10 protein-coding genes are annotated in these 12065 nt (G+C 74.0%); 2 read left to right on the top strand and 8 right to left on the bottom strand.

Annotated features, from left to right (window positions below; translation table 11 throughout):
- Positions 1 to 56 precede the first annotated feature (56 nt).
- Positions 57 to 620: an SACE_7040 family transcriptional regulator gene (locus tag K6T13_RS00395; RefSeq protein WP_222895837.1), complete on the top strand. Its 564-nt coding sequence runs from the start codon at positions 57 to 59 to the stop codon at positions 618 to 620.
- 49 nt (positions 621 to 669) lie between these two features.
- On the opposite strand, the gene K6T13_RS00390 is transcribed toward K6T13_RS00395, so the two are convergent.
- Positions 670 to 1329: an SWIM zinc finger family protein gene (locus K6T13_RS00390; protein ID WP_222895835.1), complete on the bottom strand. Its 660-nt coding sequence runs from the start codon at positions 1327 to 1329 to the stop codon at positions 670 to 672.
- Entirely contained in the window at positions 1329 to 3752 is a 2424-nt protein-coding gene (locus tag K6T13_RS00385) for a DEAD/DEAH box helicase (protein ID WP_249423862.1), read from the bottom strand. Before K6T13_RS00385 ends, K6T13_RS00390 begins: the two co-directional genes overlap by 1 nt.
- A 148-nt stretch (positions 3753 to 3900) precedes the next feature.
- Here K6T13_RS00385 and K6T13_RS00380 point away from each other — a divergent pair, with 148 nt between their 5' ends.
- Entirely contained in the window at positions 3901 to 5055 is a 1155-nt protein-coding gene (locus tag K6T13_RS00380) for a dipeptidase (RefSeq protein ID WP_222895831.1), read from the top strand.
- 66 nt (positions 5056 to 5121) lie between these two features.
- Here K6T13_RS00380 and K6T13_RS00375 read toward each other — a convergent pair whose 3' ends face one another.
- From K6T13_RS00375 to K6T13_RS00350, 6 genes are all read right to left on the bottom strand, one after another.
- Positions 5122 to 7203 carry a RecQ family ATP-dependent DNA helicase gene (locus K6T13_RS00375; RefSeq protein ID WP_222895830.1) on the bottom strand — a complete coding sequence of 694 codons (2082 nt, stop codon included), beginning with the start codon at positions 7201 to 7203 and terminating at the stop codon, positions 5122 to 5124.
- A 67-nt stretch (positions 7204 to 7270) separates the two neighbouring features.
- Positions 7271 to 7804: a hypothetical protein gene (locus K6T13_RS00370; protein ID WP_222895828.1), complete on the bottom strand. Its 534-nt coding sequence runs from the start codon at positions 7802 to 7804 to the stop codon at positions 7271 to 7273.
- Between the two features lie 22 nt (positions 7805 to 7826).
- Positions 7827 to 8576: a 2-phosphosulfolactate phosphatase gene (locus tag K6T13_RS00365; protein WP_222895827.1), complete on the bottom strand. Its 750-nt coding sequence runs from the start codon at positions 8574 to 8576 to the stop codon at positions 7827 to 7829.
- Positions 8573 to 9037 (bottom strand): universal stress protein, encoded by a 465-nt coding sequence (locus K6T13_RS00360; RefSeq protein ID WP_222895826.1) that lies wholly within the window; start codon positions 9035 to 9037, stop codon positions 8573 to 8575. The genes K6T13_RS00365 and K6T13_RS00360 overlap by 4 nt, the downstream gene beginning before the upstream one ends.
- A gap of 81 nt (positions 9038 to 9118) precedes the next feature.
- Entirely contained in the window at positions 9119 to 11062 is a 1944-nt protein-coding gene (locus K6T13_RS00355; protein ID WP_283247936.1) for a M13 family metallopeptidase, read from the bottom strand.
- Between the two features lie 30 nt (positions 11063 to 11092).
- The gene (locus tag K6T13_RS00350) at positions 11093 to 12058 is read right to left on the bottom strand and encodes an NADPH:quinone oxidoreductase family protein (RefSeq protein ID WP_222895825.1); all 966 of its coding nucleotides are present in this window, start codon (positions 12056 to 12058) and stop codon (positions 11093 to 11095) included.
- Positions 12059 to 12065: the final 7 nt, after the last annotated feature.

The raw sequence follows: 12065 nt of genomic DNA, 5'->3' as shown, positions 1-12065 counted from the left end.
GCCTGCGCGGGGAGGACAAGACCCCCCGCGGGGTTAACAACCACTAACCTGTGGGCATGACGACCGAGGCCGTGACCCGTCGCGAGCAGCTGCTCGCGACGGCCGCGGAGCTCTTCGCGGCCCGTGGCTTCCACGGGGTGTCGGTCGCCGAGCTCGGCCGGGCCTGCGGGATATCGGGACCCGCGCTCTACAAGCACTTCCCCTCCAAGGACGCGATCCTCGCCGAGATGCTGGTCTCGATCAGCGAGGAGCTGCTCGCCGTCGGCCGGGCCCGGGTGGCCGAGGCCGCCGACGCCGACGCCGCCGTCCGGGCGCTGGTGGCCTGGCACGTCGACTTCGCGGTGCGGCACCGCCCGCTGATCGTGGTCCAGGACCGCGACTGGGAGTCACTGCCGCCCGAGGCCCGCGAGCGGGTCCGCACCCTGCAGCGGGAGTACGTCGACGTGTGGGCCGCGCAGCTGCGGCGCCGCCACCCGGGGCTGCGCGCCGACCGGGCCCGGGCGATGGCCCACGTCTCCTTCGGGCTCATCAACTCCACGCCGCACAGCGGCCTGCTCCCCGACGACGCGATGCGGACGCTGCTGACCGAGATGGCGCTCGGCGCGCTCGGGCTGCACTGACGCCGGCCCGGGCGCGGCGCGACGCGCGCGCAGTGGAACGGGTGATCGCTCAGAGCAGGGCGGCGAGGTCGGCGTCGGGGTCGTCGAGCAGCTCGAGGAGCCGCCGCGCGCGGTCGCGGGCGTCGGCGAGCACCTCGGCGTCGGAGCCACGCCGGGCCGGGGACGGCGCCGTAGCGTGGAGCCGCGCGAGCAGGTCGTCGCGCTCGATCCCGCGGAGCGCCAGCAGCACGAAGGGGTCGCCCTCGACCAGCCACGCCAGCTGGTACATCACCGCCAGCGCGTGGTGACACGGGTCGGCCCACGGCTCGCAGCTGCACCGCGTCGCCAGCTCCCCGCCGTAGGGCAGCAGCTCGACGCCGGCCTCCTCGGCGTGCTCGACGAGCGGGTGCGGCAGGTCGCCCGTCACCAGCGCACCGATCCGGCCGGACTCGGCCGCGACCGCCTCGACGAAGGCGGCCTGCTGGTCACTGTCGAGCACCGGCACCTCCCCGGTGACGGTCAGCACGTCGTCGCCCTCCTCGACCGAGGCGACGAACCGGCCGGGGTCCACTGTGACGGCGCCGATGCGGCCCGACCGCGAGAGGGTGCGCGCCGCCTTCAGCTCCGGCTCGTCGTAGGCCGCCTCCTCGACCGCCCGCACCCACGCCTTGCCCCACCAGCTGGTGGCACGGGCACCGCGGCGCGGCGGGATCCGCGGATGGGTCGCCATCAGGTCTCCTCCGGCCGCAGCGTGACGAGGTCGCGGAGCTCGGCGTCGCTGAGCTCGGTGAGGGCGGACTCGCCGCTGGCCAGCACCGCGTCGGCGACCGACCGCTTGCGCTGCAGCAGCTCGGCGATCCGCTGCTCGACGGTGCCGGTGGTGACCATCCGGTGCACCTGCACCGGCCGGGTCTGGCCGATCCGGTGGGCGCGGTCGCTGGCCTGGTCCTCCACGGCGGGGTTCCACCACCGGTCGAGGTGCACCACGTGGTCGGCGCGAGTCAGGTTGAGGCCGGTGCCGCCGGCCTTGAGCGACAGCAGGAACACCGGCGCACCACCGGCCTGGAAGTCGGCGACCATCGCCTCCCGGTCGCGCACCGGCGTACCGCCGTGGAGCAGGTGGTGACGCACCCCCCGGCGGTCGAGGTGGCCGGAGAGCAGCCGCGCCATCGCGACGTACTGGGTGAAGACGAGCACCGCGCCCCCCTCGGCCACGACGGTGTCGACGATCTCGTCGAGCAGCTCGACCTTCTCCGAGGTGCCCTCCAACCGACCCTGCTTGAGGAAGTGGGCCGGGTGGTTGCAGATCTGCTTGAGGCCGGTGAGGAGCGCCAGCACCAGACCGCGGCGGGCGTGCTCGTCGGCACGCTCGACCCGCTCGAGGGTGTCGCGGACGAACGCCTCGTAGAGCACCACCTGGTCGCGGGTCAGCGACAGCAGGTGATCGGTGTCGGTGCGCGGCGGGAGCTCCGGCGCGATGCCGGGGTCGGTCTTGCGCCGCCGCAGCAGGAAGGGCGTGATCAGGCGGCGGAAGTGGGCCGCCCGGTCGGGGTCGACCCCCGACTCGATCGGCGCCGCCCACGCCTTCCGGAAGGCGTTGCGGCTGCCGAGCAGGCCCGGCGTCGCCCAGTCGAGGATCGCCCACAGCTCGGTGAGGTCGTTCTCGACGGGCGTGCCGGTGAGGGCGACCCGGGCCCGCGCCGGGACCTGACGCAGCGCGCGGGCCGTCGCCGAGCGGGGGTTCTTGACGTGCTGGGCCTCGTCGGCGACGACCAGGTCCCAGGGCACGCGGGCCAGCGGCTCGTGGTCGACCCGCAGCGTGCCGTACGTCGTGAGCACGAAACCGTCGGGCAGGTCGGCCAGGTCGCGGGCCTGGCCGTGGAAGCGGCGGACGGGCAGGTGAGGCGCGAACCGGCGTACCTCCGCCTCCCAGTTGCCCAGCAGGGAGGCCGGGCACACCACCAGCACCGGCCCGGCACCGGGGTCACGCTCCGCGCGGTGGAGCGCCAGCGCGATGAGCGTGACGGTCTTCCCGAGCCCCATGTCGTCGGCCAGGCAGGCACCCAACCCGAGAGAGGTCAGCTGGTCGAGCCAGGTGAGGCCGCGGAGCTGGTAGTCACGCAGCGTCGCCTGCAGCGCGGCCGGGGGGTCGAGGGGCTCGCGGGTCGCGGCCGAGAGCAGCTGCTCGCGCACCCGGGTCAGGCTCGCGCCGACGACCACCTCCGTCTCGACGCCCTCCTCGACCTCCACGACCCCGGTGAGGGCGGCCGCGATCGCGGACACGGGCCGGACGGTGCGGATCAGCCGCTTCCTGGCCTTGCGTGCCAGGGCCGGGTCGACCACCGTCCACTGGCCGCGCAGCTTGATGATCGGCCGCGCGGCGTCCGCGAGGTGGTCCATCTCCTCGGACGAGAGCGGCTCGCCGTGGAGCGCGAGCTGCCAGCTGAAGGCGAACAGCGCGTCCGGGGTCAGCAGCCCCTGCTGGAGCGGCTCCTCGCGCGGACCGGGGTCACGGCGGTCGAGCGTCGCCCGGGCGGTGAGGTCGCGACCCAAGCTGCGCGGCCAGAGCACGTCGATCCCCCGCGCCGCGAGGGCGGCCACCCCATGGTCGAGCAGGCTGACCAGCTCGTCGGTGTCGAGGGTGATCTGGTCGGGAACCCGCAGCTCGAGCAGCCGGTCGAGCACGGGCCAGGCCTCGGCGGCGTCGCGCAGCGCCAGCGCGGCGTGGGTGCGGGCCCGGTCGCCGAAGCCCGCCTCCTCCGCAGCGCCGGTCCACAGCAGCGCGGCGTCCGCGATCCGCAGCGGGTCCTGCTCGTCGTGGACCTGCGGGACGACCCGGACCGCCCCGGCCACCAGCTCCTCCTCGTCGGCCTCGATCCGCAGCGAGAGCCGCACCAGCTGTGCCGCGGCTGCCGGTGGCCGCCGCGGCACCGCGTCGACCACGGCGGCGGTGACGACGTCGACCTCGCGTGTGGGTCGCCAGCTGCCGTCCCGGGCCTCGACGTCGCCCGCGGCGAGCAGCCGCAGCCCCCGCAGGGCGGCGTCCCGCAGCTCGTGCACCGACCGGTGGGCGCCGGGGCCGGGCCGCAGCAGGTGGGGCAGGGCCTCGACCATCGGCAGCGCCTGCTCGCGGACGTCGGCGGTGAAGGTCACCGTGCTCTCGCGCGGTGGCGTGCGGGCCGCGAACCTCACCGGCCCGGTGAGTGGTGGCTGCGCCACAGGACCTCCGGTGCTGGGGGACGAGACGCTAACGCCTCGGGCTGACGGTTGGTTCCCGAGCGCCGGTTCTAGGGTCGGGCGCATGGACCTCGCGCTGCTGCTCGCCCGTCACCCGGTCATCGACGGCCACAACGACCTGCTGTGGACGGCCCGGGAGCAGGTGGGCTACGACTTCGACCGGCTCGACATCGCCGAGGAGGGCACCCCCACCCACACCGACCTCCCGCGGCTGACCCGCGGCGGGGTCGGCGGCCAGTTCTGGTCGGTCTTCGTGCCCGCGACGCTTCCCGGTCACGCAGCCGTGACCGCCACCCTCGAGCAGGTGGACGCCGCCCACCGGATGGTCGAGCGGTACGCCGACCGGCTGGTGTTCGCGACCACGGCCGACGAGGTCGAGGCGGCCTGGCGCGACGGCCGGATCGCCTCGATGCTGGGCGCCGAGGGCGGACACTCGATCGGCGAGTCGCTGGGGGCACTGCGGATGCTCCACGCCCTGGGGGTCCGCTACCTCACCCTGACCCACAACGACAACACCCGGTGGGCGGACTCCGCCACCGACGAGCCCGTGGTCGGCGGCCTCTCGCCGTTCGGTGTCGAGGTGGTCCGTGAGATGAACCGGCTCGGCATGATGGTCGATCTCTCCCACGTCGCGGCGACCACCATGCGCGACGCGCTCGCCGCGACCGAGGCGCCCGTGATCTTCTCCCACTCCTCCGCACGGGCGGTGACCGACCATCCGCGCAACGTCCCCGACGACGTGCTCGCGCAGCTGCCGGGCAACGGCGGGGTGTGCATGGTGACCTTCGTCCCGGCGTTCGTGAACGCCGCCTGCGCCGAGGTCGACCTGGCTCGCCGGGCGGCCGAGCGGGCGCGCGGCATCGTCGAGGGCGACCCGGGCTGGGCGGAGTTCGACGCCGAGTGGCGGCGTACCCATGCCCAGCCGGTCGCGACGCTGGCCGACGTCGTCGCCCACTGCGAGCACGTTCGGGAGGTGGCCGGCGTCGAGCACATCGGCCTGGGTGGTGACTACGACGGGACCGGGACCCTGCCCGAGGGTCTGGAGGACGTCACCGGCTACCCGCGACTGCTCGGGGCGCTGGCCGAGCGCGGCTGGTCGGAGAAGGAGCTCGGCCTGCTCACGAGCGGCAACGTGCTGCGCGTGATGCGCGACGTCGAGGTGGCCGCGCAGCGGTGCCGGTCGCAGCGGGGCCCGAGCCTGGTCACCCACCCGGCGTAGCGCGGCGTGTGCCCCAGCGTGCGCCAGGGCGCTCGCTGAGGCAAAGAGGGAGATCCTCGGGGGTGGTCAGGCCTGGCTGGCCAGCGCGAGGGGGAGCACCGCCGTCGCCCCGGCGGACCGGAGGGCCGTGGCTGCGGTCGTCAGCGTCCAGCCGGTGACGACCAGGTCGTCGACCAGCAGCACCGGCCCCGTGGGCACCTCCGCGTCCAGCGCGTAGCGCCGCTGGACCGCTGCCACCCGTTGCGCGGAGTTGGCGGCGCCCTGTCCGGGCGGGACCGACGGGTCGACGATCGCGTGGCGGCCCACGACGGGGATCTGCATCACCCGGGAGACGCCCTCGGCGAGGTCGCGCACCAGGCCGGGCCGGGTCGCGGACTCGACGTGGACGATGGCCTCCGGCCGCGCCGACCAGGTGGCGGACCACTCCTTCATCACCTCCAGCACCGCCTGGGCGAGCTGCGGCGGCACGGGCTGGTCGACGGGCTCCCGGAACAGCGCGCGCAACGCCCCGCCGTGACCGAGGTCGGTGAGCCGGGCGACCACCCGCCCCTCCTCGGGGCCCTCGGCGATCCGGCCCTTGAGGTCCAGGCCCAGGGTGGCCAGCGCGGTGGGCCAGAGCTTGCGCGGCTCCACCGGCACACCGGGGCGCGCGAGCCGCGCGCCGGCCTCCTCGACGGCGGCGTCGCTGACGTCGTCGGGCAGCCGCAGGCCGTCGCAGTTGTCGCACCGGCCGCAGTCGGCCGCGCCCGGGTCGTCGAGCTGCTCGCGCAGGTAGCGCATCCGGCACCCGGCGTGGTCGAGGTAGGCGAGCATCGCCGCCTGCTCGCGCTCCCGTGCCTCCGCGACCCGCGCGTAGCGCTCCTCGTCGTAGTCCCAGTCCCGACCGGTCGCCTCCCAGCCCCCGCGCACCCGGCGGACGGCACCGTCGACGTCGAGCACCTTGAGCATCGTCTCGAGCCGGTTGCGGGAGAGGTCGACGTGGGACTCGAGTGCCGCGGTGCTCAGCGGTCCGTGGGCGGCGAGCGCGTCGAGGGTCTCGCGCACCAGCTGCTCGCGGGGGAACGCGAGGGAGGCGAAGTAGGCCCAGATGTCACGGTCCTCGACGGCGGGGAGCAAAACGACCGTAGCGTCATCGGTGCCGCGACCGGCCCGGCCCACCTGCTGGTAGTAGGCGACCGGGGAGGAGGGAGCCCCGAGGTTGACCACGAACCCGAGCGTGGCGTCGAAGCCCATGCCGAGGGCGCTGGTGGCCACCAGCGCCTTGACCTCGCCGGCGACGAGCGCCTGCTCGAGGGCGAGCCGCTCCTCGGGCTCGGTCTGGCCGGAGTAGGCCGCGACCGCGTGGCCCCGCGAGCGGAGGTAGTCGGCGACCTCCTGGGTCGCGGCCACGGTCAGGCAGTAGACGATGCCGCTGCCCGGCTGCTCGGTGAGGTGGTCGGCCAGCCACGCCAGCCGCTGCTCGGGGGTCTTGAGCCGCACCACCCCCAGCCGCAGCGACTCGCGGTCGAGCGACCCCCGGAGCACCAGGACGCCGGTGCCGAGCTGCTCGGCGACGTCGTCGGTGACGCGCTGGTTGGCGGTCGCCGTCGTCGCCAGCACCGGGATGCCGTCGGGCAGGTCGGCCAGCAGCGTCCGGATCCGGCGGTAGTCGGGGCGGAAGTCGTGGCCCCAGTCGGAGATGCAGTGGGCCTCGTCGACCACGAGCAGCCCGCAGGTCGCGGCCAGCCGCGGCATCACCTCGTCGCGGAAGCCCGGGTTGTTGAGCCGCTCCGGGCTGACCAGCAGCACGTCGACCTCGCCGGCCTCGATGGCGTCGTGGATCGGCTGCCACTGCTCGATGTTGGTCGAGTTGATCGTCACCGCGCGGACCCCGGCCCGCTCAGCGGCGGCGATCTGGTTGCGCATCAGCGCCAGCAGCGGCGAGATGATGACGGTCGGCCCGCTGCCGTGGGAGCGCAGCAGCAGCGTCGCCACGAAGTAGACCGCCGACTTGCCCCACCCGGTGCGCTGCACGACCAGGGCGCGTCGCCGGTCGACCGCGAGCGCCTCGATGGCGGTCCACTGGTCGTCGTGGAGCGTGACGTCGTCGCGGCCGACGAGGGCACGCAGGTGTGCCTCGGCCTCCTGGCGGGCGGCGTCGCGGTCCATGCAGGCGTGTCTACCAGTGACCACCGACCGGAACGCGGGGGCGCGGGCGGCCCGACCCGGTCCAGCCTCAGGCGGCGGGGCCCTTGCGGCGTACGTCGTCGACGGCCGTCATCGCATCGCGCAGCTCGGCCAGCCAGTCACCCTCGTGCTGGCCGACCAGTCGGACGCACCAGGCCAGCGCGTCGGCCCGTGACCGGGCGACCCCGGCCTCGACGAGGGTGTCGAGAACCTGCCGCTGCGGCTGCCGCAGCCGGGTCATCACCGGCGCGGACACGTGGGTCCACAGCTCCTCGTGGTCGCCGACCCGCACCCCCCAGGAGACCTTGCGCTCGTAGCGGTGCTGGGCCTCGCGGGCGATCTTCATCCGCCGCTCGCGCGTGTCCTCGCGGAACGCCCGGGCCCGCCCGGCACGAGCCTCCGCCACCGCGACCTCCGACGGCTCGGCGTCGCCACTGACCTCGTCCCCCACGTCGGGGATGGTCAGCACGACGGTGACCTCCTCACGGTCGATGCTCACCCGCGGCGGCTCGACCGTCCACTCGTCCGGGAGACGGCCGCTGAACCAGCCGGTGACGGCCTCCCGCTCCTTGTCTGTAATCATGTAATCAGTGTTGCACGGTCGATCAAGGGGCGAAGGCACCGTCGCGCAGCACCGGCACCACGTCGCTGGTGCTCGGCCGACCCGCGATCGCGACGTCGGGCTCGAAGCCCTTCTCCACCAGCTCGCGCCCGCTCGCACACGCGAGCAGGTTCTCGAGAGGTCGCGCCCTGACGTCCTGCCAGGCGGCGACGGCGAGCCGCGCCTCGGGGCTCATCAGCCCCCGGTCGAGACCGGTCAGCACCGCCCCCGCACCCCACAGGTCCTCGGCAGCCGGACGCAGGGAGCCGTCGGGCCAGCGTTCGCCGGCAGGCACGACCGCCACCGTCGCACCGTCGGCCACCTGCGGCGCCAGCCAGGCCGCGACCGCGTCGGCGTTGCGCAGGCAGGCCGCGACCACGGCGACGCCCTGCTCGTTGAGCGCCGCGCAGATCGTCGAGCCGTTGGGGGAGGGCAGCACCAGCCGCTCGATGCCCCGGGCACGCTGCAGCGAGAGCGGCGACAACGAGACCGCCCCCGGCCGCCAGCCCGCGTCCTGCCGCTGCAGCGCCAGGTTGGCACCCAGCTCGGCGGCGTACGCCGCGGCGCGGGCGTCACGCCAGCGGCAGGGGTGGACGGTGATGCCGCGGCCCACGGCCACCGAGACCGACGTCGTGAACGACAGCACGTCGACGACGACCGCCACGTCGGCGGTCCCCGCGACGGAGCCCGCACCGGTCGGCCCCCACTCCAACCGGACCCGGTGGTCGGACTGGGTGTGGGTGGGGTCGGTCACTCGTCCTCAGGATGCACGGGCACCGTCGTGACCGGGCACGGGGCGTGGCGCACCGCCTGGTCGGCCGTCGACCCGAACACCAGGCCACGGAAGCCGCCGCGCCCGCGTCGACCGACCACGAGCAGGTCGGCACCCTCGGCAGCGTCCAGCAGCGCCTGCGCGGTCGCGGCATGGACGACGTGGAGGTGGACCTCGCAGTCGAGGTCGAGCGCGGCCACGTCCGCGGCGAGCTCGTCGCGGACCGCGGCCTCGTAGTCGGCCAGCGGCGGGACGTAGCCGAGCTCCTGGGTGGGTGGGGTGGGCGCCGTGGTCAGGCTCCAGGCGCGCAGCACGTGGAGCGGCACGTGGACGGCGGCGGCGTGGGTGGCGGCCCACTGGACGGCCCGGGCCGCGGTGGCCGACCCGTCGTGCCCGACGAGGACACCCCCGTCGAGGTCGACCTGGCTCACGACGTCGCTCATGGCTCCCCTTCCCGGCGCGCTCGAGGCGGAGGCGCTCTCCCCGGCCTCCAGCCTAGGGGCCGGGCGCCGACGGCGCCGCGGTCACCAGATACGGACGCGGTCGGCCGGGTCGAGCCAGAGCCCGTCACCCTCCGCGGTCCCGAAGACCTCGTGGAACTCGTCGAGGTTGCGGACGATGTTGGCGCGGAACTCCGGCGGGCTGTGGGGGTCGATGGTGAGGTACTGCTGCTCCTGCTCCTTGCGGCGCTTGGTCCGCCAGCAGTAGGCCCAGTTGAGGAAGAGCGTGCGGCGGTCCTCCTCGGAGGCCTCCTCGCCGTTGGCGATGAGGAACGCGTAGTGGCCGATCGTCAGGCCGCCGAGGTCGCCGATGTTCTCGCCCACGGTCAGCGAGCCGTTGACCCGCTCGCCCGGCAAGCTGCGCGGCTCGAACCCGTCGTACTGCTCGACCAGGGCCTTGCTCTTGACCTCGAAGGCGGCGCGGTCGTCGGCAGTCCACCAGTTCTCGAGGTTGCCGGCGTGGTCGTACTGCGAACCCTGGTCGTCGAAGCCGTGACCGATCTCGTGGCCGATGACCGCGCCGATGCCGCCGTAGTTCTCGGCCGCCTGGGCGTCGGCGTCGAAGAACGGCTTCTGCAGGATGCCCGCCGGGAAGCAGATCTCGTTGGTGCCGGGGTTGTAGTAGGCGTTGACGGTCTGCGGCAGCATGAACCACTCGTCGCGGTCGACCGGCGACCCGATCTTGCGCAGCTGCCGGTCGGTCTCGAACGCCGCGGCCGCCGCCGCGTTGCCGATCAGGTCGTCGGGGCGCACGTGCAGCGCGGAGTAGTCACGGAACTCGTCGGGGTAGCCGATCTTGGGGCGGAAGGTCTCCAGCTTCTGGAACGCCCGCTTCTTGGTCTCCTCGGTCATCCAGTCGAGGTCGGTGATGGAACGTCGGTAGGCCTCGAGCAGGTTGGCGACCAGCTCGTCCATCAGCTCCTTGCTGCGCGGCGGGAAGTGGCGCGCGACGTACTGCTTGCCGACGGCCTCGCCGACCGCGCCCTCCACGAAGGACACCGCCCGCTTCCAGCGCGCCCGCAGCTCCGGGGTGCCGCTGAGGGTGCGGCCGTAGAAGTCGAAGTTGGCCTCGACGAAGTCGTCGGTGAGGTAGGGCGCCGCCGACCGCAGCACCCGGCTGGTCATCCACGCCTTCCAGTCCTCGATCGGCACCTCGGTCAGCACGCCGGCGAGGTGCTCGAGGTAGGACGGCTGGCGGACGCACACCTCGGCGAGCGTCTCCTCCGAGCCCCCGAGGTTCCGGATGTAGGCGTCCCAGTCGAAGCTCGGCGCGAGCTCGTGGAGCTCCTCGAGGGTCAGCAGGTTGTAGGTCTTCTGCACGTCGCGGGTCTCCGCACGCTCCCAGTGACCCTGGGCGAGCCGGGTGTCGATCGCCAGGACCTTCGCCGCCGCGCCGGCCGGGTCGTCGTGGTCGGCGAGCTCGAAGATCCGCTGGAGGTAGCCGACGTACTTGTCGCGCACCTCGGCGAACTTGTCGTCGCGGTAGTAGGACTCGTCGGGCAGGCCAAGCCCGCCCTGCAGCACGTTGACCAGGTAGCGGTCGGAGTTCTTGGCGTCGGTGTCGACGTACATGCCGAACAGGCCGTAGCCGCCGATGCGCTCGAACTCGCCGAGGAAGGCCGCCAGGTCGCGGGCGTCGCGCAGCTGGTCGCACGCCGACAGCAGCGGCCGGATCGGCCGGATGCCGCGGGCAGCCACGGTCTCGGTGTCCATGAAGGAGGAGTAGAGGTCGCCGATCCGGCGGGCGTCGTCGTCGAGCTCGGCTGAGTCGGTGGCCGCGAGCTCCTCGATGATGTATCGGACCTGCTGCTCGGCGGCGTCGGCGAGCTGCACGAACGGTCCCCAGCTGGAGCGGTCGCTGGGGATCTCGGTCTCGGCCAGCCAGCGGCCGTTGACGTGTCCGAACAGGTCGTCCTGCGGGCGGACGTCGGGGTTCATGCCGTCACGTGCGTCGTCGAGAGTGCTCACAGCGCGACCCTAACCGGAGCGACCCACGGGTCAGCCGCGCACGCGCACCACGGCCTTGCCGAGGACGCGGCGGGCGTCGAGGTCGGCCAGCGCGCGCCCGAAGTCGTCGAGGTCGTACGCCGGCCCGACCGGTGGGTCGATGGTGCCGTCGGCCAGCAGCGGGAGCAACGCGGCCCACTGCTGCTGCAGGTAGCCGGGCCGGGCCAGGGCGTAGTGACCCCACCCGACTCCGCGGACGTCGGTGTTGGTGAGGAGGAGCCGGTTGACCTTGACCTCCGGGATGCCCTGGCCGGCGGCGAACCCGACGACCAGGAGCCGCCCCTGCGGCGCCAGGCAGCGCAGCGAGTCGGTGAAGACGTCGCCGCCGACGACGTCCACGACGACGTCGACGCCGCGTCCCTCGGTGAGGGCGTGGACGGCGTCCTTGAAGCCGTCGAGCAGCACCACGTCGTGGGCGCCCGCCCGGCGGGCGACCTCGGCCTTCTCGTCGGTGCTGACCACCGCGACGGTGCGCGCCCCCAGGCCGCGGGCGACCTGGATCGTGGCGGTGCCGACGCCGCCGGCCCCGCCGTGCACCAGCACCGTCTCCCCGGGGCGGACCTGTCCCCGCTCGACCAGCGCGAAGTGGGCGGTCAGGTAGTTGAGCGGGATGGCCGCGGCCGCGTCGAAGGAGACGCCGTCGGGCAGCCGGAACGTCGCCTCGACCGGCACCGCCACCCGCTCGGCCGCACCGCCGTACGGCAGCACGGCCGCGACCCGGTCGCCCGGCTCGAACCCCGGGCCGGCGAGGACCGTGCCGGCGACGTCGACACCCAGCGTGAAGGGCACCTCGGGCTTGAGCTGGTACTCACCCCGGCTGAGCAGCAGGTCAGGGAAGCAGATGCCGACCCGCTCGACCTCCACCAGCACCTCGTCGGGACCGGGGGTGGGTTCGGGGACCTCCTGGACCCGGACACCGGCGGGACCCGCGGGCGAGACGACCTGGACGGCACGCATGCCCGGC

The sequence above is a fragment of the Nocardioides coralli genome (assembly GCF_019880385.1).
In the GTDB taxonomy this organism is placed as follows: Bacteria; Actinomycetota; Actinomycetes; order Propionibacteriales; family Nocardioidaceae; genus Nocardioides; species Nocardioides coralli.
Note: the sequence above shows the minus strand (reverse complement) of the source record. Positions and strands in the feature narration are given on the sequence as shown.

Bases quoted from the DNA above. Each gene is read 5' to 3' on its own strand.
- K6T13_RS00395 (WP_222895837.1), top strand. From the start codon at position 57: ATGACGACCGAGGCCGTGACCCGTCGCGAGCAGCTGCTCGCGACGGCC.
- K6T13_RS00390 (WP_222895835.1), bottom strand. From the start codon at position 1,329: ATGGCGACCCATCCGCGGATCCCGCCGCGCCGCGGTGCCCGTGCCACC.
- K6T13_RS00380 (WP_222895831.1), top strand. From the start codon at position 3,901: ATGGACCTCGCGCTGCTGCTCGCCCGTCACCCGGTCATCGACGGCCAC.
- K6T13_RS00375 (WP_222895830.1), bottom strand. From the start codon at position 7,203: ATGGACCGCGACGCCGCCCGCCAGGAGGCCGAGGCACACCTGCGTGCC.
- K6T13_RS00370 (WP_222895828.1), bottom strand. From the start codon at position 7,804: ATGATTACAGACAAGGAGCGGGAGGCCGTCACCGGCTGGTTCAGCGGC.
- K6T13_RS00360 (WP_222895826.1), bottom strand. From the start codon at position 9,037: ATGAGCGACGTCGTGAGCCAGGTCGACCTCGACGGGGGTGTCCTCGTC.
- K6T13_RS00350 (WP_222895825.1), bottom strand. From the start codon at position 12,058: ATGCGTGCCGTCCAGGTCGTCTCGCCCGCGGGTCCCGCCGGTGTCCGG.